Here is a 24,995-nt window from a genome sequence, read left to right as displayed (position 1 = left end):
ATGAAGCTAAGTCAACGTATTAAAAGCCGAGTTGTAGGATTAGGAATCGCGTTATTTTTAACAGTCTCTTGTAATACACAGGATAAGAGCATTGCAGAAAATATACATGTAGCTCCTATAGATTATAGCGCAAAAGTATATCCTCAACTCGATACTGAAAATTCAAGATGGTTTTTCTTTTCATCTGCAAGTAGACCTTTTGGGATGGTAAATTTAAGTCCCGATACACAAATAGGTGGTTCTTGGGGAAGTGGCTATCGTTACAAAACGGATACGATTAAAGGATTTAGCCATATTCATGCTTGGCAAATGTCTGGCGTGTCTGTGATGCCTGTTACTGTGTCTGAGGAAAATAGCAAAACGATATTCACCGATTTTTATTCAAAATTCAGTCACAAAAAAGAAAAAATAGCTCCTGGATATCATTACGTAGAATTAGATAGATATCACATAACATCAGAATTAACAAGTACAAAACGGGTAGGGTTTCATCAGTATTCGTTTCCTGAAAACGAAAAAGCAGCTGTGCTTTTTAACCTAAATACGCTATTAGGACCTTGTGAAAATACTAATGGATTTTTAGAACAAAATAACAAGAACGAGCTTTCAGGGAAGTTGGTTATGGAACCAACGCATAGAAGACCTAAACCAGTAACGGTTTACTTTAAAGCGATATTTAATTCAGATATTTCTGAAATAGAACACGATGAAAACACAGGGAATTATCTTGTCAATCTTAATAGTGATAACGGTAAAGTTTTAATGAAATTAGGGATTTCATATACCTCAGTAGAGAATGCTTCTAATAACATAACACAAGAATTACCACATTGGAATTTTAACGAAGTAATCTCGGATTCTAAAACAGAATGGAATGGATTACTAGGGCGAATCGCTATAAAAGGCGGAACAGAAACCGATCAGAAAAGGTTTTACACAGACTTATGGCATGCATTACAAGGCAGACGTACTATTAACGATGCTAATGGTGCTTATCCCGATAATACTGGAGAGCAATTTAGAATAGGTCAGTTGCCTCTAGATGAGAACGGAAAGCCTAAATTTAATCATTTTAATTCCGATTCTTTTTGGGGCGCACAATGGACTATCAACACGCTTTGGGGATTAGTGTATCCCGACATTATGGAAGATTTTGTGCATTCTTTATTACAATATTATAAAGACGGAGGTTTAATTCCTCGCGGACCTTCTGGAGGAAATTATACATATGTCATGACGGGTGCATCTTCGACTCCTTTTATAGTGAGTGCTATTCAAAAGGGAATAATCACAGAAGATTTAGAATCGATTTACCAAGCTTTAAAAAAGAATCATATGCCTAATGGTATTATGGGGAAATCGGGTTACGAACACACCACAAATCTTGGAGGTGGCTTAAAGCATTATATAGAAAAAGGGTATGTACCGTATCCTATTCCTGAAGGTAATTTTGGATCGCATGAAGACGGTGCCAGTTTAACTTTGGAATATGCCTATCAAGATTGGACCCTAGCACAATTGTCTAAAAAATTAAATCATCAAGACGATTATGATTACTTCATGAATCGTTCAACGCATTATAAAAATGTATTTGATTCCGAAATTGTGTGGATGCGTCCTAAAAATATTGAAGGCATTTGGAAATCAGATTACGATCCTTATCAATCAGAAAACGGATTTATAGAATCCAATGGTGCACAATCTACTTGGTTTGTTCCTCACGATTTAGAAGGTTTGGCAGATTTAATGGGTGGAAAAGATAAAGCGATTGAGAAATTAAATGAACAATTTAAAACAGCAGAAAAAATTAATTTTACTGCAGGAAATTCTCATGCCCAAGAATTGCATCCAGAATATAGCAGGATTCCTGTAAATTATGGAAACCAACCTTCTGTGCAAATGGCCTTTATTTTTAATGAATTGGGACGAAGCGATCTGTCTCAATATTGGTCTCGCGCTGTCGTAAATAAGGCTTTTTCGGGTTTGTCCCCGTCCACAGGATTTAATGGAGATGAAGATCAAGGATTAATGGGGAGTCTTTCTGTACTTATGAAAATTGGGTTGTTTCAAATGAATGGAGGTACAGAGACTAATCCAAGATATACCATAGGAAGCCCTTTATTTGATGAGGTTCGTATTAAGTTAAATCAAGATCACTTTCCAAATAAAACATTCACTATAAAAGCGCTTAATAATAGTGCCTCTAATGTTTATATAAATAAGGCGAGTTTTAATGATAAAGCTATTTATGATTTTAATATTTCTCATCAAGACCTTATAAATGGAGGTGAGTTAATTTTAGAAATGGCTAATCGTACCCACGCGAAACATTAATAATTATGAAATTAAAACTTTCAATAGTACTTATTCTTCTAACGACGTTTTCAGTCTTTTCTCAACTTAAAAACAAGCCAGAGTTAGATGAAAATTTCATGGATATGGGGTTTGGGATATTTGTCCATTGGAGTCTCGATTCTCAACTAGGAAGTGTAATTAGTCATTCCTTGGTTGGGGCTTCAGAGGATTATGTAAATAAATATTTTGAAGAGCTTCCTAAGACATTTTATCCCGATAAATTTGATGCAGATGAATGGGCACGATTATTTAAAGTCGCAGGAGCGGAGTATGTCGTTTTTACAGCGAAACACCATAATGGTTTCTGTATGTGGGATACTAAAACAACCGATTTCAATATCATGAATACACCTTACGGAAAGGATATTGTTGGAGAGTTAGTACAGGCTTTACGGAAACAAAATTTAAAAGTAGGAATCTATTTTTCTCCAGAAGATTTTAGCTTTATCCATAAGCAAGGGCATTTAATTTCTAGAAAAGGCCCAATGACGCAAGTAACGGCTAACAAAGCACTTTTTGAATACGATAAAACTCAAGTTAAAGAGCTTATTGATAAATACGGACCAATAGATGTTATGTTTTTTGATGCCTTTCAGGCTAAGCCTATGGCACAGTATGTTCATAAAATTGCACCCGATATTGTAGTGACCAGAGGTGAAATGAAAACGCCAGAGCAGAAAATTCCTGATGGGGCTTTACCAGGGCCTTGGGAAACGTGTATGACTATGGGGACGCAGTGGCAGTATAAACCTACAAATGAAGACTATAAAGGAGGCTCCGAACTCATAGAAAAACTGATTGAAATCCGTGCAAAAGGCGGGAATTTTCTAATGAATATTGGTCCGAAACCAAATGGTGAAATTCCTGTAGAACAAGAAGAGCGTTTGCGCGAAATTGCGTTATGGATGTATGTTAACGGGGAAGGTGTTAAAAATGTAAGAACCGTGCCAACCATAGTTAAAGATGGAAAAATGTGGTTTACAAAAGGTAAAGACGATAATACGGCTTATGTGTTTATTACAAAGCAGGAAGATTGGTTCAAAGGGTTTAGAAGAAATTTTCTGTTGAAAAACATGCGGTCGACTAAAAACACTACAATTTCGGTACTTGGACAAAACGATTTAGTCGTAGAATACTGGCCAGAAAACACACCAACGTCTCGATTTATTCAGCATGAAGATTTACTTGAAATATCTATAAGTAGAGCGCAACGACTTTACAATGATAAAATTTGGCCAAACCCTGTGGTGGTGAAATTAACGAACATAGAATTTATTACAAAGTAATAGTTAGTATCGCAAACTTTTCAAAATAGTATAAAATGAAGTACAACAGATCCCGAAGACATTTTTATTGCAGTTTAGGCTTTCTACTTATTTTTATGAGCAATGCTTTCGCGCAATCATCAGATAAAATGGAGTGGTGGAAAGATGCCAAATTTGGTATGTTTATGCATTGGGGCCTATATTCTCAAACTGCTGGATATTGGGATGGGCACGTGGCAAAAGGGAATGAGCATTTCATGATTCATGAAAAAATATCTTTAAAAGAGTATGCTACTATTGCCGACGATTTTAATCCGGTTAATTACGATGCCGAAAAATGGGTGCTTACTGCTAAAGCGGCAGGGATGAAATATATCATCATCACCTCCAAACATCACGATGGTTTTGCCATGTTCGATTCACCATCCAACGATTATAATATTAAAACCAGAACGCCTTACGCCAAAGATCCCATGACGGAATTGGTTGCAGCTTGCCATAAACACGATATGAAATTCGGGTTTTATTACTCTTTAGGTCGCGATTGGGAAGATCCAGATGTGGCTACAAATTGGCCCCATAAAGGTGGACGAAGTAATTTGGTAGATTATCCAGATGAAGATATAAAAGTGTTTAGTCGCTATTTTGAAAGAAAGGTGAAACCACAAATAAAAGAGTTACTTACCCAATATGGTAAAATTGATGTGATTTGGTTCGATACACCAGAATTAATTAGTCCAGAAGAAAGTAAAGAATTAAGAGAGTTGATACTTGGCATTCAGCCAGATTGTATCATCAATAGTCGTATTAAACATGGTTTTGGCGATTATAAGGTTACAGAGCAAGAAATTGTTGAAGGTCTAGAGGTTGAACCTTGGGAAGCATGCATTACCATGGGGAAAAACTGGGGGTATATTGAGTATGATACCATTTATAAATCGTCAGAATTAATGACGCGTCAGTTATTAGAAATAGTAAGTAAAGGTGGGAATTTATTATTGAATAATGGGCCAACTGCAAAAGGAGAAATTACAGATTTAGCTCAAGAACGCTTGGCAGAAATGGGCGTGTGGATTAAGCAAAATTCTGAAGGTATTTACGGTTCTAAACCTTGGACTGTTCAAGGAGAACGCTTAGTAGAAGGTTCTAAAAGCAATCAAAAAAAGAATACTTCAAAGGAAGAGAACACCATGAAGGATAACCTAAAAGACGAAACCTCTAAAGAGATATTTCCTGAGGTTCGATTCACGATTAAAGATGGATTTATATACGCGTATGTATGTAGTCCTACAGAAAACAATGTTCTAATAAAAGCATTGTCAGCTCAAAAAGAAACAGTAATTAAATCGATAAGCCGATTGAATTCGTCAGAAGAAGTAACATGGAAACAAAATAAAGACGGCTTAAAGCTAGAACTACCTGTGTATAATACTACAGAACTACCAATTACAGGATTTAAAATTGAATTAGAATAATCAACATTAATATAATTTCATATATCAAATGGTGTTAAGAAAAGTTATCATATTTGCGTTGTTAGTCATGCCTATTTTAGGTTTCTCGCAAACCAAATATACGTTTCAAAATCAAGAATTGCCCATTGAAACGCGTGTTCAAGATTTGTTAGAGCGGTTAACGGTTGAAGAAAAAGTATCAATGCTTGTGTCTACCGCAGAAGCAATTCCGCGTTTAGAGGTCGAAAAATATTACCATGGTAACGAAGCTTTACATGGTGTTGTAAAAGGTGGACGCTTCACCGTGTTTCCACAGGCTGTAGCTTTAGCGGCGACTTGGAATCCCGATTTAATTTATAAGGTGTCTTCGGCTATTTCAGATGAAGCGCGAGCAAAATGGAACTTTTATAACCAAGGTAAAGATCAAAAAAATGTGTACAGCGATTTGCTAACCTTTTGGTCGCCTACGATTAATATGGCTAGAGATCCGCGTTGGGGAAGAACACCAGAAACGTATGGTGAAGATCCTTATTTAACCAGTAAAATAGGTGTTTCTTTTGTGAAAGGTTTACAAGGGAATGACGAGAACTATTTAAAAGTAGTGTCTACGCCCAAACATTTTGTGGCTAATAATCAAGAGGATAATCGGTTTGCTTATAATGCTAATATTTCAGAAAGCGCATTACGAGAATATTATTTTCCAGCCTACAAAGCAACCGTTCAAGACGGTAATGCACAATCTATAATGAGTGCTTACAACGCTATTAATGGTGTGCCGAGCACGGCAAATAATTGGTTGTTAAATACGGTTCTAAGAGACGAGTGGGGTTTTAAAGGCTATGTGGTAAGCGATTGTGGAGCGCCAACATATTTAGTGAAATCGCATAAATATGTAGATACCAAAGAGCAAGCTGCAAAAGCAGCATTAGAAGCTGGTTTGGACTTAGAATGTGGGAATGATATTTATGCAAATCATCTACTTGCGGCTTATAAAAAAGGTTTAGTCTCTAAAGAAAATATAGATAAAGCAACGGCGAGAGTGTTAACCGCACGTTTTAAATTAGGGATTTTCGATAGCACAGAAAACAATCCATATACGAAAATTTCACCAGATGTTATAGGTTCAAAAAAGCATCAAGATTTAGCGTTAGAGGCTTCAAGAGAATCCATTGTGCTTCTTAAAAATAAAAATAATATTTTGCCTTTAGATGTAAATACGATTAAAAAAATAGCAGTGGTTGGTTTTAATGCCAATCAGGTTGTTTTTGGAGATTACAGCGGATTGCCGGTTATTAAACCCATCTCGCCGTTGGAAGGGATTAAGGAAAAAGTTGGTGATAAAGCTGAAGTCACTTATGTGAAATGGAAAACGGCCGCGAGAAATTTAAACCTCATTGAAGCCGAAAATTTACGTAACGATCATAATGATGAAACCGGCTTATACGGAGAATATTTTGATGATAAATTCCTAGAAGGTATGCCGCAAACACGTGTAGATAAGGTGGTGAATTTCGATCCTGTAAACAACCCGCCAGATCCGTACACCAATTACAGACATAAATCTATAAGATGGACGGGCTACATTACGCCTAATTTTTCGGGAGCTTACAAAATTGGGGTTAATTCGGATGATGGGGTTCGGTTGTGGTTAAATAACGAACTAGTTGTAGATGCATGGCATAATCGCGGAATGACGACCGATCAAGTTGAAATAGCGATGGAAGCTGGTAAAAAATACGCTATTAAATTAGAGTATTTTGATAATGGTGGCGATGCTATTTGCCAGTTATTATGGGAAGTGCCAACGTTAACAAATGATTTATATGCGGAAGATAAAGCGGTTGCCCGGGCAAGTGATTATGTGATTGCCGTTATGGGCATTAATAAGTCTATTGAGAAAGAAGGTCGAGATCGGACAGATTTAGAATTACCTGAAGATCAAGTTCATTATTTGAAAGAGATTTATGCCGAAAACAAGAATGTTATAGTTGTTTTGGTCGCAGGAAGTTCATTGGCTATTAACTGGATGGATAGTCATATTCCTGCGATTGTAGACGCTTGGTATCCTGGGGAATCTGGAGGTAAAGCCATTGCCGATGTCCTATTTGGGGACTACAATCCAGCAGGAAGATTACCGTTTACTTTTTATAAATCAATATCCGATTTACCTCCCATGGACGATTACGAGGTTTCGAACGGTAGAACCTATATGTATTTTGAAGGAGAAGCACTTTATCCGTTTGGTTATGGTTTAAGTTATTCTGAATTTGAGTATAAAGGCATGAAAATAAAAGAGGAAGGTGATGTTTTAATCGTCTCGACAACCGTTGAAAATATTGGAAATTATGATGGAGATGAAGTGGCTCAGTTATATTTTAAAGCTCCTAATTCATCAATTAAAAGACCTTTGAAAAAGTTAGTCGGTTTTAAAAGAGAATTTTTACCTAAAGGAGAATCAGTTAAGGTGGAATTTGAAGTTTCAAAAAAAGATTTACAATTTTGGGATGTAGATACTAAAGAATGGGCTTTTGCGAATGGCGAGTATCAATTTATGATTGGTGCATCGTCTCAAGATATCAAGCAGCAAAAAAGTATACATTTAAAATAACCCTGATCTAATTTTATTATGAAGTTCACTTTATTGATTATCAGTTTTCTTTTTACATGTTCTCTTTCGGCACAAACTAGAGATACTCTCATGTTATGGCCGGATAAAGTTCCAAACCAAACAGGGCCAAAACATGCTGCCGAGCAATCAGAGAATACCAGTGGTAATGTGATTAGATTAACAAACGTTACTAATCCTATGTTAACGGTATTCAAACCTGAAAAACCTAACCGTTCTAAAGCCGGAATTATAGTGTGTCCAGGTGGTGCTTATAATATATTAGCGTTTGATAAGGAAGGAACAGAGGTTGCCGAATGGCTAAATAGTTTGGGCTATACGGCTTTTGTATTAGAATATCGTGTACCAAATAATAGAGCAGGGGCTTTGCAAGATGCACAAAGAGCGATGCGTTTGGTACGTAGCAAAGCGACCGATTATAATTTAGATCCGCGAAAAGTTGGGGTGATGGGCTTTTCTGCTGGCGGACATTTGTCTGCTAATATTACCACTAACTATCAGAAAATATCTTATGCTTACGTAGATGGAGCCGATGAGGTTTCTAGTCGTCCAGATTTCACTATGCTTATTTATCCCGCTTATTTGGATAAAGGCGACCATAAAAGTTTAAGTCCAGAATTAAAATTAAATACAAACACACCTCCATTTTTTATTTTTGGAACAACCGATGATAATTATGGAAATAGTAGTGTCGTGATGGCTCAAGCGTTACGAGATAATAATACGGCTGTAGAATATCATATGTTGCCAGAAGGCGGACATGGTTACGGATTGCGAAAAGGAAATATAGCGGCCGAAACATGGCCAGGACTTGCGGAAATATGGCTTGAAAAAACTTTAAATCCAAAAAAGTTAAATGATATTCAGGTGATTGGAAGTCATAATTCATATAAAATTGCCATAGAACCACCGTTATGGAACATTATAAATGTAATGGATTCAAAGACGGCCCAAAGTTTACAATATGAACATATCTCTCTGAAAGATCAATTAAATTTAGGTTTACGTAATTTAGAATTGGATGTGTTTTACGACCCTAAAGGCGGTCATTTTTCAAAACCACAAGGTTTAAGTTGGGTGAAATTAAAACTTAAAACCCCTTTGCCTTACGATGAAGAGAATAAATTACAAACTCCAGGATTAAAGCTTTTTCATGTTCAAGATGTCGATTTTAGAAGTCATCATTTACTGTTTAAGGACGGTTTACAGGCCATGAAAGCGTGGTCGGATAAAAATACAAACCATCTTCCTGTTATTATCCTTATAAACTCCAAAGATCAAAAAGTGAAAAACACACGGGATCCACTGCCTTTTACAACAGAGGCTTTAAATGAAATTGATAAAGAAATTAGATCCGTTTTTAGTGAAGATAAATTGATTACTCCGGATTTAGTTCGTGGTGAATATGAAACTTTGGAAGACGCCATTTTAACCAAAGGATGGCCAGATTTAGATACGGTAAAAGGTCATTTTTTATTTGTTCTAGATGAAAAAGAGGATAAGATAAATCGTTATTTAGAAGATCATCCATCATTAAAAAACCGCGTTTTATTTGTGAATAGCACAGAAGGAAATCCTGAATCGGCATTTAGAATTGTGAACGATCCGATTAAAAATTTCGATTACATACACGATTTGGTCTCAAAAGGCTATATGGTAAGAACCCGAGCCGATGCAGGGACTAAAGAGGCGCGCACAAATTCTTATGAACGGTTTGAAAAGGCGGAGGCATCCGGTGCTCAAGTGATTTCAACCGATTATTATATTCCATCTACTTTATTTGAATCTCAATTTAAAGTGATTTTTGAAGATGGTACTTACGAAAAAATAAAAAAATAGCATTATGCTTAAAAAAATACTTTTACTAGTAATCTGTTCTCAGGTTATAGTCTTAAACGCTCAAAAATCTACTATCTCAGAATTTATAATTGTGGATGGAGATGTGTCGACTTCTATTTTAATAGATAAGAACGATGCGAAAGTCGTGCAGATTGCTGCGGAAATTTTCACGAAAGATGTCTTCAATATTTCAAATAAAAAGATTTCAGTCAACACCAAAAAAACGAATGATTCTCAAATTATTCTAGCAGGAACGATTGGTGGAAACAGTTGGATTGATGCCTTAATTTCCAAAGGTAAAATTGATGTTTCGCAGTTTAAAGATCAGTGGGAGCGCTATGCCATTCAGGTGGTAGAGAATCCTATAAAAGGCGTTGATAAAGCTTTAGTTGTGGTTGGAAGTGATAGAAGAGGAACTGCATATGGGATTTTAGAACTTTCTAGAATGATGGGCGTTTCGCCATGGGAATGGTGGGCAGATGTCACGCCAGATAAACGTGAAAGCATAAAAATTGCTGTTGAAAATAAGGTGTCTAAAAGTCCATCGGTGAAATATCGCGGTGTATTTTTAAATGATGAAGATTGGGGATTACAACGTTGGGCAGCTTTAAATTTCGAGCCAGAAACAGGTGATATTGGTCCAAAAACGTATGCCAAAGTATTTGAATTGCTATTGCGATTACGCGCCAATACTATTTGGCCCGCGATGCACTCAAGCACTAAACCCTTTTATTCGTATCCAAATAACAAATTGGTAGCCGATGATTATGCCATTGTGGTTGGAACTTCGCATGCAGAACCGATGCTGAGTAATTTCAACACCGAATGGAAACATGCTACGATGGGAGAATATCGATACGATACGAATGCTGAAACTATTAAGAATTTCTTCAAAAAGCGTGTAAAAGAGACGGCTGATTTTGAAGGGATTTATACTACAGGTATGCGTGGAGAACACGATTCGCCTATGATAGTTGGTGAAGACGATACCGATTCTCAAGTACAACTTTTAGAGCAAGTAATTACCGACCAACGTAGTATTCTAAAATCGGAAACCAAAAAGAATCCGAATACTATTCCGCAGGCCTTTGTGCCTTATAAAGAAGTGCTGAAATATTACCAAAGCGGATTGAAATTACCAGAAGATATAACATTAGTTTGGACGGACGATAATTATGGGTATATCCGTCAATTAAGTAATCCCGAAGAGCAAAAACGCGCAGGTGGCGCCGGCGTGTATTATCATACATCGTATTGGGGAAGACCTCACGATTACTTGTGGTTAAATTCTACAAATCCCGTATTAATGTGGGAAGAAATGTCGAAAGCCTACACGTTTCAATCTAAAGATATTTGGATTTTGAATTGTGGAGATATCAAACCACACGAATACAATATTGAGTTGTTTTTAGATATGGCTTGGGATATGAGTGATTTCGATAAAAGTACAGCCGTAAAAAATCATATGATGGATTGGTCTGCACGAGAATTTGGAGCTACTTCAGCTAAAGACATCACCGCGCTGATGTTCGAAAATAATCGTTTGGCATATATTAGAAGACCTGAGTTTATGGCTTGGAGTCAAGTGGAACCCGTAACCAAAGAAGGCGAAACAGAATTAACGCAGTTTCATTATAACGATGAGGTTTCGACTCGGATTAACAGTTACCAAAGCTTAGTTGAAACGACTGAGGATTTATATAATGCCATACCTGAAAATAGAAAGGATGCGTTTTATCAACTGGTGTATTATCCAGTTATTGGCGCTTCAAAATTAAATCAAAAGTGGTTGTATAGTTTTAAGAATAAATTTACGGCTAAGCAGAATCGGGAAAGTGCTAATTATTTCGGAAAGCTTTCAAAAGAATCTTACTTAAGAATAGAAAAAGAAACCGATTATTACAATACGACGTTAAAAAACGGAAAATGGAATCATATCATGACCATGTCGCCACGTTTTTTACCTGTGTTCGCACAACCATCGTTAGCATATGTAAATACCGAAAATAAGGCGAGTTTAGGCTTGGCATTAGAAGGGTATCAAATGGAGGTGAATCAAGATGTGATTAATAGTTATGCCGATGTATTGCCTGTTTTTAATAGCTACACCAATAGCAGCTATTTTATCGATGTGTTTGTAAATGGAGAAGGCATGGTGAATTGGGAAGCAAAACCTAAAGCCGAATGGATAAAATTATCAGAAAGTAAAGGAATACTGAATACTAGCTCGGGAAAAGGAGAAAAACGAATTTGGGTCACCATAGATTGGGATAAAGTTCCGAAAGGTGAAAATAAGAAAGAAGCACCTTTAGGTCACGATTTTCAGTTGATTCCGCCAAGTTATAAAGTAAATAGTGGTATCGATTTTATGTCGGATGGCAAAACAACAACTATCGGAATATCTGTTTTTAATCCTAAATTAGAAGCTTTAAAAGGCTATAAAGGTTTTGTCGAAGATAAAGGATTTGTATCCATTAATGCAGAACATTATACACGTAAAAAAGAGGGGCTAGAAGCACATTGGGAGATTTTTGAAGGCATGGGGTATACCAATAAGGTGATTACTGCCTTGCCGAGAAATGCCACTCCAATTTTAAAAGCAGATGAAATAAAAACCAAGAGTCCTGTTTTAGAATACGATTTTTATACCTTTAATTTTGGAGAAGTTGCCGTAAATTTACAAGCAGTGCCAACCCATGCACCACATGCCGGAATAGGAGTGCGCTGTGCCGTTGCTATTGATGATGCAGAACCGGTAATTGTTGATTTTCAAACTTCTGGACGCAGTGAAGCCTGGAAAGAAAATGTACTTAAAAATGCTTCTGTACAGTCTGTAAACCAAATCGTGAATAAAGCCGGGAAACATACTTTGAAAATTTGGATGGTAGATCCAGGTGTTATATTAGACCAAGTTTTAATAGATTTGGGTGGGTGGAAACAGAGTTATAGTTTCCCGAAACAAACTTTAAAAGAATAATGAGCATTACCCTATGAGATTTCAAAACCAATTTATACTGCTATGCGTTCTGCTTACAATGGTCTCTTGTGCCAAGAAACTACAACCAGAATTTAAGACCGTAGAGATTGCTTTTATTGCCGATGCCCATTTTCAGGATATTTATGCCCATTTTGAAGATGCGGATTACAAAGGAATAAAAAACCCTGAAACCGGCACATTTGTGAATATCCGAACCATGCAGGCGCAATTAACATCTACACGACTTTTTAATGAGAATTACTTTGCGTTTTTAGCGGCCCTAGATGATATCGCAGCCAGAGGCATAAAATATGTTGCGCTTCCGGGCGATTTTAGTGACGATGGTCAACCAATACATGTAAAAGGGCTGCGTAAAATATTAGATGCGTATACGGCTAAATATGGCATTTTATTTTTTGCGACCACAGGAAATCATGACCCTGTAAGACCGTTTGTTCAAGAAGCGGGTAAAACCGATTTTTTAGGTGAAGGTGGTCAAGAACAAATCATTGTCAGTTCATCAGAAAATTTAAAAGCTGAGGTCAGTGGCCAATTGAAGCCCATTATAACTTCAGAAATTAAAAAATGGGGATACGATGAGATTTTAAATGAAATGTCTGCGTTTGGTTTCTATCCACAGAAGAAATACCTGTATTGGGAAACCCCTTTTTCAACCTATAATTATAACAATTATTCCTTAGAAAAAGCTCAGGAACAATCGGAGTTAAGTAAAAGGGTGTATCCGGTTGGTGCGCATAATTTTCATCCCGATGCGAGTTATTTAGTAGAGCCTACAGACGGCGTTTGGTTATTGGCTATCGATGCGAATGTATATGTTCCGAATACAGAATTATCTGAAACTTCAAATAATCCGAAAGATTTTTCTGGAGCAAGTATCGGGTATAATAATGTGCTTTTACAGAAAAGTCATTTAATCGCTTGGGTAAAAAACGTAGCAGCACAAGCAAAGCAAAACGGGAAAATATTGATTGCTTTTAGTCATTATCCGATGGTCGATTTTAACGATGATGCTTCCGAAGATATGAAGCACTTCTTTGGAGCCGATAAAATGCAATTACATCGTGTGCCTAAGGAAGACGTTGCCGAAACCTTTGCAGATGCAGGGATTCAAATTCATTTTGGAGGGCACATGCATATAAACGATACAGGAGTTAGAACGAGTACAAAAGGGCATGCATTATTTAATATTCAAAGTCCGTCTTTAGCGGCTTATATGCCTGCCTATAAAATTCTATCGATTAAAAATAATACTGAATTTGAAGTTGAAACGGTGGTTATTGATGCTGTTCCAGAATTCAATAGTTTGTTTTCATTATACCAACAAGAGTATGATTATTTAAAGGAACAGGAATCTGCTTCAATTTGGAACAAGGATATTTTAAAGGCTAAAGATTATAAAGCGTTTTCTGCATGGCATTTAAAAGAATTGGTACGCCTAAGATTTCTACCAAAAGATTGGCCGAAATCAGTCTCTGAATCCTTGATTAATTCTTCGGGAAAAGATTTATTATTAATAAATGAGTTTAATCAAGACGAGATATCTAAAGAATTAATTTCAGAAGAATTATCTTTAAAAGATTTTGAATCTTGGACTGGTTTTGATATGATTTATGATTTTTATAGATTGCATAGTGCAGATGCATTGGCGATAACAGATATTGGTGAAAATCGCTTAAAACAATACGAGTTCGTTTGCAATCAATTAATAAACTCAGAAGACCCGTTCTATCAATTATGGTCTAAGATTTTTAGAAAGACAAGGCATGGAAAGCCTTCAGATCATTTTAAAATAAATCTAAGCACCAATACCATAGAAACAATAAAATCATAATTGTATTTAATGAGACTACATTTTAGTATTACCATCTTATTCTTCATGACTTTTTTTTGCGCTCAATCCCAGAGTGTGAAATTTGAGCATTACAATGATAATGGCGGGTTGTCTCATAATTCAATACGTCACATTGTACAAGATAAACATGGTTTTTTATGGATAGGAACCTTTTCAGGGCTTAATCGGTTTGATGGCTATGAATTTAAAACCTATTCTAGCGATCAAGAAGGCGGGAGTAAAATTCAGCATGACGATATTACGGCTTTAGAGTTTGATGAAGAATCTAATAATCTTTGGATAGGTACAAGAAAAGGACTGACGTTATATAAAACAGATACGCATGAGTTTACCACGTTTCTGCCAAACCCAGAAGATGGGAATAGTTTGCAGGATGAGGAAATTAGGTCAGTATTTATAGATAAAAACAAACGCGTTTGGGTGGGAACTAAAACGGCTGGACTTTATTTATTCTTTTTAGAAGAAGAAAGATTCGAAAAAATAAATATCGAAGGTTTTAGCTATGTCAAAGAGATTTTTGAAGATAAAAATGGGTCCATTTGGATTGGTAGTTACGATAGCGCGTCTGTTGCTAGAATCTCATTAAATCAGAAAGGAGATGTTGATCAAGTGTATACCTATACGCTAGATATACCCCATTCTAAAGATAAAAACCCATACCTGAATTTTATATATCAAGATGGCAAGTCCGATATTTTTGCGGGTACTAGAGAAGGCCTTTACAAACTAAATAAAACATTAAACCGTTTTGAAAATCTCTACATCGAAAATAACGAGACTAGAGGGAATTTAGGGCCATACTTTTTATCGATTGCACAAGCGCCGGATGGTAAATATTGGTTGGGGACTTTGGGCGGTCTTATTGTTTGCGATCAGTTAGAGGATATTCAACACGGCGATTTTAAATGGTATTATTCGGTTTTATCTGATGATACTTCAATAGTAGATAATCTAGTTTCCGCTTTATATTTTGATAATTCAGGGGTGCTTTGGATTGGTACAGAAGACGGTTTAGATAAATACGATCCGTACGGAAATCAATTCAATATTAATAAAGATATTTCTCGTTCTATAGGGAATCAAGTGCCAAGAATTAGAGGGTTTTCTAAAACCTATAATCAGGAAACTATTGTTGCTACAAGGCATAACGGTTTGTTTATTTCAGATGGTGATCGGTTTTTACCGCTTTATAATAACCAAAGCGATATAGCGAGTATTTATTCTATAGACGGTAACGTTTTTTATTGCGGGTTGTGGAATGGGGAATTAATGATTTACGATTACTTAAAAAACACCTCTCAAGTTATAGATGTAGGTTTCGAGAAATCGCCGGTATTCGCCTTCGAAAACATGGGCGAAGATCACATCATGTTAGGGTCTTTTGGGGAAGGTGCAACCGCATTAAATACGCGTACTTTGGAGTTAAATACCACAACAGGCACATTATTAAAAGGGTATGAAATAAACGAAATTTTAAAGGAGACGAATAATATATTTTGGTTTGCTACAGAAACAGGTGTAATACAGTACAAAATAGATTCGAAATCTATGGTGGTTTATAAAACCTCTACCTTAACAAAGACGGGGCTGCCACATAATAATGTGAGTGATATTACATTTGACCATGAAGGGAAACTTTGGGCTGCCACCCGAAATGGAATTGCCTTTTTTGATACCAATACTAATAATTTTGTAGCGGTTAAAGAACCCAAAGCGCTTGCTGGAAAATGGGTCACAGATATGGTTACGGATACTAATGGAGATTTGTGGCTAAATATGAATAATAATAGTATTGCAAGGCTTAGAAAGAATTTGAAAGACTACAATGTGTATCATGTTAACAGCGGAAACCGATTAGATGTTTTTAGCTCAAGTGGTTTCTATGTTTTTGAAAATTCTAATATATATCTGGGAGGTAAAAATGGTGTGATTCATTTTTCACCTTATAACATTAAGGAAAATAGTATAGCGCCAGAGCCTATTATTACCGAGTTTAAAATTCAGAATGAAGAAATAACACCAGGGTTAGAGATTAATGACGAAGTGCCTTTACGAGTAGATTTTAACGAATCTAAGAACGTCGAGCTTAATTATAAAAACAGGAATTTCTCGTTGCAGTTCTCGTCCCCATCTTATGCAAACGAAAAGTTAAACAAGTTTGAATATAAGCTAGAAGGCTTCGATGAAAATTGGGTAGCTACAAGCAGTAATTCTAGAAATGTACAGTATACCAATTTGTTTCCTGGCGATTATGTGTTCAGAATAAAATCTAGTAATAGCGACGGACTTTGGAGCGACGAGGTGGCTTATGCTATAAAAGTAAATCCGCCATTTTGGTTAACGTATCAAGCACTGGGTTTATTCGTATTATTGCTGTTTTTAGTGTCTTATATTTTAAGAAATGAAATTAAAAACCGTATTCGTTTAAAACAAGAGTTGGTCACAGAAAAAGTAAACAGAGAGCGAGATATTAAGTTAAACAATGAGAAGCTTCGTTTTTTTACAAACATATCTCATGAACTAAGAACACCTTTAACGCTTATATTAGGTCCTGTAAAGCAACTTATGGAAGAAGGTGAGCATAGCAGTACAGAATACCAAAGAAGCAAATACAATCTGATACATAAAAATGCAAGTAGACTTCTAAATCTAGTCAATCAAGTGTTAGATTTCAGAAAAGCGCAAACCGGAGAATTGAAGCTAAAAGTGTCTAAAACAGACGTTATTTTATATACGAGAAACACATTTGACTCCTTTAAAGAGTTCGCCTATAATAAACAAATTCAATTAAATTTTAATACCGAAGATGAAGCATTATCCGGGTGGATAGACAGGGATAAATACGATAAAATTTTATACAATTTATTGTCTAATGCCATTAAGTTTACAAACAAATATGGGCATGTGGAGTTGTATGTAAAGCTGAAAGAAGGCAAGGAAGATTATTTAATTATAGAGGTTAGCGACGATGGTATTGGAATTCCTTTAAGAAGTCAAGAAAAAATATTTACCAGATTCTACCAAGCCACAAATAGTAAAGAAAATAACACCGGTTCTGGTATCGGATTATCTTTGGTAAAAGCTTTAGTCGAGTTGCATAAAGGAACTATTAGTGTGTATAGTGAGCCTGGAAAGGGGAGTGTGTTTACTGTAGAGATTCCTGTAATTAGAGACCTTTACGATAAAGATGAGGTTTTTGAAATCGAAACATCGAGTGACGACGCACAAGAAATACCAGATTATAAAGCCGTAAAAAAGATTACAACTAATACCGATATAAAAGAGAAGATATTAGTTATTGAGGATAATTTAGAGCTTAGAAAGTATTTAATAGAGTATTTATCTGATTTCTATAAAGTGTACGAAGCCGAAAATGGAGAAGAAGGACTTCAGATTTGTCGTCAAATAAAACCCATTCTATGTGTGGCAGATGTTATGATGCCTATTATGAGCGGACTCGAATTTTGTAACGAGTTAAAGAACGATGAATTTATAAGTCATATTCCTGTGATTTTACTTACTGCACTATCTGAAAATGAAGATAAAGTAAAAGGCTACGATTTAGGCGCAGATGGGTATTTGGTAAAACCTTTTGATCCATCATTACTAAAAACGGTGATTGCAAATGTTATAAAAACCCGCTTAGATCTAAAAGCTAAGTTTTCTGGAGAAGTCGAGAGTGAGGTGAGTTTGTTGACGCATTCTCCTATCGATAAAGATTTAATGGAAAACATCACTAGACTTATAGAAGACAATCTAAATAATGTGGACTTAACCACAAGTTTTCTGTGTAGTGAGTTAGGCATGAGTTCTTCAAAATTATATAGAAAAGTAAAGGAGTTAACCGATTTGGCGCCAAACGAATTTATAAGAACCATGCGTTTAAAGAAGTCCGCTGTACTTTTAAAAACGAAAAGGCACAATGTATCGGAGGTCACCAGTCTCGTTGGTTTTAACGATCCGTTATATTTTAGTAGATGCTTTAAGAAACAATTTGGTTTTCCGCCAAGTAAATTGTTAAAATAGTCCGTATTCCTTAGTGAGACATGGGGATGTCTGTTTTCTCCATGTTTTTGATTTAAAAATCCATTTAGTTGCATCGCGCAAACTATAGTTTAGTTGTTCGTATTTAGATAAACTAAAAGAGATGAAAGAATCATTAGATAAACATCAGCAAAATCCAATGGATAATGTCGATGATTGGGAAGATAATTTATTAGAACGGTATCCAGATCCCACAGAAGATAAAAAGGAAAAAGAAGCCTTTAGAAACTATGTCGACTCAGAACGCTTAGACACGGTTAAAGAATTCTATCGCATAAATCACTTATACCAAACTTATGATTTTGTTTGTGAAAAAGAAGCTGATTTCTTAAAGTTTGATAGAAAAGAAATGTCTATTTGGGAAGCTGTCGATTTCTTAAACACCTTGGTAGACGATAGCGATCCAGATATCGATTTAGATCAATTACAGCACCTTTTACAAACCTCGGAAGCGATAAGAGCCGATGGTCATCCCGATTGGTTTGTCCTTACTGGATTTATTCACGATTTAGGAAAAGTGTTATGCTTATTTGGTGAACCCCAATGGGCTGTAGTAGGAGATACGTTTCCTGTAGGCTGCGCCTATTCCGATACCATAGTGTATTCAGAATTCTTTAAAGAAAACCCCGATTATACCAACGCGCGGTTTAATACGAAATATGGAATATACGAGCCAAACTGTGGTTTAGATCAGGTGAAAATGAGTTGGGGGCACGACGAATATTTATATCAAATCATGAAAGATTATTTGCCAGAACCTGCATTGTACATGATTCGTTACCATTCCTTTTACGCGCAACACAGAGAAAATGATTATCGCCATTTAATGAATGATAAAGATGTCGAGATGTTTAAGTGGGTACAAGCATTTAATCCATACGACTTGTATTCCAAAGCACCCGTAGCACCAAATGTAGAAGAACTATTACCTTACTACAAAGGTTTAGTTGCGAAATATTTACCTGAAAAATTAAAGTTTTAAACTCATTTAATCTAAACTAATTTAACCTGTAGGAAAGGTGTGAAATCGTTTCTACAGGTTTTTTATTGCCTATAAAAATCATAAAAACACTATGTATACTGTTCTAACTTTTTTTGCTTTTATTGCCTTTGTCGCTTTTTATTCTTGGTATAAATTAAGGAATGAAAATTTGAATTCAAAAGACGGTTATTTTCTAGGAGGAAGAAGTCTTACGGGTGTTGTGATTGCCGGTTCTATGTTGCTAACAAACATTTCGACAGAGCATTTAATTGGTATGAATGGGTCTTCGTATAAAAACGGATTCATCATTATTGCATGGGAAGTGACTTCGGCATTAGCCTTAGTTATTGCAGCCATTTATTTTGTTCCAAAATATTTAAAGATGGGATTAACTACCATCCCTCAATTTCTTGAAGAACGATTCGACAGCACAACAAGAACCTTAGTAGCCTTGTTTTTAATGGTGTCTTTTGTGGTTACGTTATTGCCTATAGTCTTGTATACAGGTGCCATTAATTTAGAAAGTATTTTTAATGTGTCGGAGGTTTTAGAGGTCTCAAAAGATAGAGGACTTTGGATTACAGTGGTGGTGGTTGGATTATTAGGATCGGTATATGCCATATTTGGAGGACTGAAAGCCGTAGCAGTATCCGATACAATAAACGGTTATGGATTATTAATAGGAGGACTTGCCATTCCTTTAATTGCATTGGTGAGCATAGGCGATGGAAATCCTTTATCGGGGTTGATAAAAGTGTATAACCATGCACCAGAAAAGTTTAATGTTATAGGCGCCAAAGATTCTGTTTTGCCTTTTGAAGTGTTGTTTACAGGCTTAATCATTAATCAATTATATTTTTGGTGTATGAACCAAACGATTATTCAACGGGCACTTGGAGCAAAAAACTTAGTTGAAGCTCAGAAAGGGTTACTGTTTACAGGCGTTTTAAAAATAGTGGTACCCATTATTATCATACTCCCTGGAGTGATTGCGTTTTATTATTATGGCGATTCACTTTATGAAAATCAAGACATGATTTATCCCGAATTGATTAAAAAAGTATTGCCAGTTGGGCTAGTAGGGATTTTTGCTGCAATAGTCATGGGCGCTGTATTGAGTACCTTTAATAGCGTTTTAAATAGTGCAGCTACCATATTTACTATCGATATTTACAAAAGACATTTTGGGAAACGTAGCGGTGATTCTAAGTTGGTGAGGGTTGGTAAATTGACATCTACTATTTTAGCCCTTTTTGCCATCATGGTTGCTCCGATGGTCGCTAATGCTCCCGACGGATTATATCAATTATTACAACAATTAAACGGCATCTTTTTTATTCCAATAGCGTCTATTATGTTAGCAGGATTCTTTTTAAAGAACGTATCTGCCACAGGTGCAAAAGCGGCGTTAATTGTTGGCCTGACGTTTTATATTTTATGCACATTTGTTTTTAAAGTTGATATTCACTTCGTACATATTTGGGGTATCGAATTTCTATTAAACCTTGCAGTCATGCTTATTGTTTCGCATTTCTATCCTGCGAATAAAGCATTTGAAATTAAAGACTTACAAATTCTTGAAATGAAACCCTGGCGATATGCCAAAGCGATGTCCATTTTATTATGTGTGGTTACGGTATTGATTTATATATGGCTCGGGTGGATCGGGCAACCACAATAAATTATCTGTTTAAGATATAATTGCGTACCGTAAAACTTTAAGTATCATTTGTTAAAGGTCAGGTTATAATTTGAAACAAAACAAAGTGACTGCTTCGTCTTTAAAGCTGTTTAACGGAATGCGGTGTTCTAAATCGTTTCGCAAGTGTATGGTGTATTCCTGTTATATTTTTATAAAAGCGTGAAGGTTCTTGGTGATTTATTTTGGTTAATGTATGCTTCTCGATAAACTGCGTTTGCTTGCTTCGTCAGAATCTTATTATTCTTCCTCACTAATGTTCGAAGACCGATTCCTATAAGCTTACTAGCCGAGAATAATAAAACGTCATATGTATCAGGGTGTTCGAGCGGAGTCGAGAACTTAGATATATGATATAATATTTCCTGCATTTTAAAAAGAACATGCAATTTACGTAACAATTATTGGGTTCCAATTTACTAAGTGCTTCTCAACAAACTGCGTTTGCTAGCTTCGTCAGAATCTTACTATGCTTCTTCATTAATGCTTGAAGACCGATATAAAGACGGAATATTTATTAGGGTGTTCGAGCGGAGTCGAGAACTAAAATGTATGATATTATGTCTCCTGCATTTTAAAAGGAACATGTAATTTACGTAACAATTTTGGAGTTCCAATTAACTAAGTGCTTCTCGACAAGCTGCGTTTGCTAGTTTCGTCAGAATCTTACTATGCTTCTTCATTAATGCTTGAAGACCGATATAAAGACGGAATATTTATTAGGGTGTTCGAGCGGAGTCGAGAACTAAAATGTATGATATTATGTCTCCTGTATTTTAAAAGGAACATGTATTTTACGTAACAATTTTGGAGTTCCAATTAACTATACACTTCTCGACACCACTCATAGACCGATTAATGTTCAAAACCAACAGTACCAAAAAACAAAGCTACTTCTGTTTCAAAAATGTTTATCGGAATGCGATGCTCTAGATCGTTTAGCAGGTGTATGGTGTATTCGGAGTGTTTTTTATAAAAAAGCGTGAAGGTTCATGGTGATTTATCTTCGTTGTTTTGTGTTAATTCGCAGTGTGTTAGTGTGTTGTGAAATGTTGGGTTTTATTTAACTATGGCGTTTTTGTGACTGCTTTTACCAAATATAAGTCATTAATATGTATCTTTATGTATATATGTTCCATACTATAAGCATGTTATAAACACGGTATAAGCACGCTATACCCCCTAAGTTACTCCCAAGTTGCTATAGGTAGAATTGTAGTTGTCATGCCACATGGTGCGGACTCTAAAACACGATTGTTATGGCAAAGCAAAAAGGTATTATTCCGATAGTAGGTACGCTTGGCGGGTTTAATTTTTATTATTTAAAAGGGAAGCCCATTGTGCGTGTTGCTGGAGGTGGTTTTAATGGTAAAGCGATTAAAACAAAAGCCAGTATGCAACGGGTGCGGGAAAATGGGAGTGAGTTCGGACACTGTTCCCGAGTGAATAAAATATTTCGGCAGGCTTTACAACCGTTTTATGCCGGGTATACCTTTTCGCACTTCCATAGCAGGTTAATGACGTTGTTCACCCGTTTAAAAACGCTAGATACCACAAGTGTCCGTGGAGCACGTCGTGTTGGGATTGGAGTAGACACCGCCATTGGCGTCCGCGAATTATGCGATTTTGAATACACGCCAGATTGCAGACCGCATACCGTATTACCCTTTCCGTTTTCTATGAATTGGGGAACTTATACACTTTCGATATCCGATGTTGTTGTGACTCAAATTCCTTTTATTTCGGGAGCGACACATCTGGTCGTGCAATTTGGGGTATTAGATTTCGATTTTGAAACGCTTAACTATCATTTACACCTGGCCGATGCTGTATCTATTTCTAAAACCTTTAGTGCTACGCTTATTAGCATGACGCCTAATACCGTTCCTAGCGGTGCAGGAATGGTGTTGGCGGTTTGTGGCGTACGGTATTATCAAGAGGTCGCAGGGGAGTTGTATGAGTTAAACCGTTCTGAGGCGGTTGGTTTTGGGGTGGTTGGGGTTTTCTAAAATGTATTTTTTAGGTCTTTAACTTCTGTTTTGGCTACGAATGCATCCTATGTTAATAGGTTTGAGGTGTAAATTCTCCTGAATCCCATTTTAATATGATCTCGGCAACATTGGGGTTCTATCACTTTGAACTTCAAACTCGTCTTTAAGATTTGGATGTCGAATTCATAATTAGGGATTATATTATAGCCAATGTGGTAGTCTCCCGATTCGTCTATAGGTAAAATAAACTGGGACGTATGTAGTGGTAGACTTTTTAAATATCTCATCTGATGGACATGGGTTTTAATAATAATACGTGTTTTATGCGCATCGTTAATACGCACACCTAAAATGTCCTGAAAGCGTTCTAAGTCCTCGGTATATTCTTTTTTATCGAGAGTAAAGGGTTCGCCCGTTTTTATGTCAGACAGCCGATCAAAACCAAAGGCTTCAAATTCCCTATACTCTTTAAGTTGTGCCATCATGAAACTGTACATAAGATTTCAGTTTATGCTCTTGGTTAAACCCATCAGAAAACACTTCAGTAAGCGTAATGTATTCTATGATTTTAAAAAAGGATGACACATTCGTGCTTTCGTCTTCAACAAAATAATAGCCTTGGTGCTTTTATTGTATTTGATTACGATACCAAAATCTATTCCCAGTTTTTCGATCTCACGGGTTTGGGTGCGCCTAGAGATCTCTTGATCCAGATGGTCTTTAATATAGTTTAAAACCGCTTTGGGCGATGGATAGTTGCGTGTACTCACAAACTGAAAAATAGTATTGGTGCATTTTGTTATCGATGGACTCTTCATGGTGCTGCCAATTGTTACAGGCCAAAGATAATTTATCGGAGGGACAGCATTTGGCCATTAGGTGTTTTTTATGCTATAAATCCAATTTATGTACTAGTTGTAAATATACCCAATAATGGGTATTTGGGGGCTTTGTTTAGTATTTTATCTTCGTTATGTGAAATAAAATTACATTGAATTACAAAAGATAGGTGTTCTCTTTTATATGAAAGAAACTAATTTAAACCAACTAATATGAAAAACTTACCTGTATTACTAGTTTTTGTTTTAATATCAATTACATCTTTTTCTCAAACGGAAATTAGAGAAAATCGACACGTTTTTATATTTGATATTTCATTGAATCAATGCCAATTTGATGGTTGCAAAATAACTCCAGTAATTTCTAGGGTTATTGAGAGAGGTTGGAAATTTAGGGTAAGAAACGTTGTTGATGACGGAAAGAATTATGTGATTCAAATTTCTGAATTTACCTCAAAAACTCCTGAAACTAAAATTCAAAATGCTCTAACTTTTAAAAATAGTAATTTTGAAAATATATACTTTAAATTAAGTGAAATTGAATATAAAGCATTTGCTGAAGAATTAAAAAGGAGAGGAAGTTTTGTTGTGGGAGCATCAACTACTTTAGTTAAAATTCGTCCAGGAAATGGAAGTGATAATGAAGATGATGTGATTTATTCAGAGTTCGGGAATGATTTTAATATTGGTCTTACAGCAGGTTGGAGGATAACTGATTATGAGGAAAGTAAATCAGTGTCTGTAGTTGGGGGAATTAGTTTGTCATCTATTAAAGTTACGCCACAAACTACAAGAAATTTTATTGATTCTGAAGCAACTCAAAGTGCTATTACATTCAGTGGTGGACTTATCTTTGAAATAGAAAAATTTCAGTTAAGTACTTTTGTCGGAATTGATACCATGTCGGGAGAAATAGGTAAAAATTGGATTTATAGAAATAGGCCCTGGATTGGTTTAGGTTTCGGTTATGAGATTTTTAAACCAAAAGGTAAAGATGATAATAAAGAGCCATAATAATAATAATAATAATAATAAAGATAGCCAAACCGGA

At 36.0% G+C, this 24,995-nt stretch carries 13 protein-coding genes; 12 read left to right on the top strand and 1 reads right to left on the bottom strand.

Annotated elements, in window-relative coordinates:
* The 11 genes from ACFFVB_RS13075 to ACFFVB_RS13025 all read left to right on the top strand — a co-directional run bounded on the left by ACFFVB_RS13075 (window position 1) and on the right by ACFFVB_RS13025 (window position 23,123).
* Complete coding sequence (locus ACFFVB_RS13075) at window positions 1-2,334, top strand: GH92 family glycosyl hydrolase (protein ID WP_382383402.1); 2,334 nt, start codon at window positions 1-3, stop codon at window positions 2,332-2,334.
* Window positions 2,335-2,339: 5 nt separating this feature from the next.
* Window positions 2,340-3,641: an alpha-L-fucosidase gene (locus ACFFVB_RS13070; protein ID WP_382383400.1), complete on the top strand. Its 1,302-nt coding sequence runs from the start codon at window positions 2,340-2,342 to the stop codon at window positions 3,639-3,641.
* Window positions 3,642-3,676: 35 nt separating this feature from the next.
* Window positions 3,677-5,095, top strand: a complete 1,419-nt coding sequence (locus tag ACFFVB_RS13065) for an alpha-L-fucosidase (RefSeq protein WP_382383399.1) — start codon at window positions 3,677-3,679, stop codon at window positions 5,093-5,095.
* A gap of 28 nt (window positions 5,096-5,123) precedes the next feature.
* Window positions 5,124-7,682, top strand: a complete 2,559-nt coding sequence (locus ACFFVB_RS13060; RefSeq protein WP_382383397.1) for a glycoside hydrolase family 3 protein — start codon at window positions 5,124-5,126, stop codon at window positions 7,680-7,682.
* A gap of 90 nt (window positions 7,683-7,772) precedes the next feature.
* Window positions 7,773-9,539, top strand: a complete 1,767-nt coding sequence (locus tag ACFFVB_RS13055) for a Ca2+-dependent phosphoinositide-specific phospholipase C (protein WP_382383395.1) — start codon at window positions 7,773-7,775, stop codon at window positions 9,537-9,539.
* Window positions 9,540-9,543: 4 nt separating this feature from the next.
* Entirely contained in the window at window positions 9,544-12,516 is a 2,973-nt protein-coding gene (locus ACFFVB_RS13050) for a glycosyl hydrolase 115 family protein (RefSeq protein ID WP_382383394.1), read from the top strand.
* 13 nt (window positions 12,517-12,529) lie between these two features.
* Complete coding sequence (locus ACFFVB_RS13045) at window positions 12,530-14,368, top strand: metallophosphoesterase (RefSeq protein ID WP_382383392.1); 1,839 nt, start codon at window positions 12,530-12,532, stop codon at window positions 14,366-14,368.
* 75 nt (window positions 14,369-14,443) lie between these two features.
* Window positions 14,444-18,415: a hybrid sensor histidine kinase/response regulator transcription factor gene (locus tag ACFFVB_RS13040; RefSeq protein WP_382383391.1), complete on the top strand. Its 3,972-nt coding sequence runs from the start codon at window positions 14,444-14,446 to the stop codon at window positions 18,413-18,415.
* A gap of 121 nt (window positions 18,416-18,536) precedes the next feature.
* The gene (locus ACFFVB_RS13035) at window positions 18,537-19,415 is read left to right on the top strand and encodes an inositol oxygenase family protein (RefSeq protein ID WP_382383389.1); all 879 of its coding nucleotides are present in this window, start codon (window positions 18,537-18,539) and stop codon (window positions 19,413-19,415) included.
* 91 nt (window positions 19,416-19,506) lie between these two features.
* Entirely contained in the window at window positions 19,507-21,096 is a 1,590-nt protein-coding gene (locus ACFFVB_RS13030; protein ID WP_382383388.1) for a solute:sodium symporter family transporter, read from the top strand.
* Window positions 21,097-22,373: 1,277 nt separating this feature from the next.
* The gene (locus ACFFVB_RS13025; RefSeq protein WP_382383386.1) at window positions 22,374-23,123 is read left to right on the top strand and encodes a hypothetical protein; all 750 of its coding nucleotides are present in this window, start codon (window positions 22,374-22,376) and stop codon (window positions 23,121-23,123) included.
* Window positions 23,124-23,170: 47 nt separating this feature from the next.
* Here the strand turns inward: ACFFVB_RS13025 and ACFFVB_RS13020 are convergent, their stop codons facing one another.
* Window positions 23,171-23,602 (bottom strand): hypothetical protein, encoded by a 432-nt coding sequence (locus tag ACFFVB_RS13020; protein WP_382383385.1) that lies wholly within the window; start codon window positions 23,600-23,602, stop codon window positions 23,171-23,173.
* 555 nt (window positions 23,603-24,157) lie between these two features.
* On the opposite strand from ACFFVB_RS13020, the gene ACFFVB_RS13015 reads away from it, so the two are divergent.
* Entirely contained in the window at window positions 24,158-24,958 is an 801-nt protein-coding gene (locus tag ACFFVB_RS13015) for a hypothetical protein (RefSeq protein WP_382383383.1), read from the top strand.
* Window positions 24,959-24,995 lie beyond the last annotated feature (37 nt).

Source organism: Formosa undariae, from assembly GCF_042427615.1.
In the GTDB taxonomy this organism is placed as follows: Bacteria; Bacteroidota; Bacteroidia; order Flavobacteriales; family Flavobacteriaceae; genus Formosa; species Formosa undariae.
The sequence above is the reverse complement of the archived record's forward strand: the minus strand, read 5'-3'. Positions and strand labels throughout refer to the sequence as shown.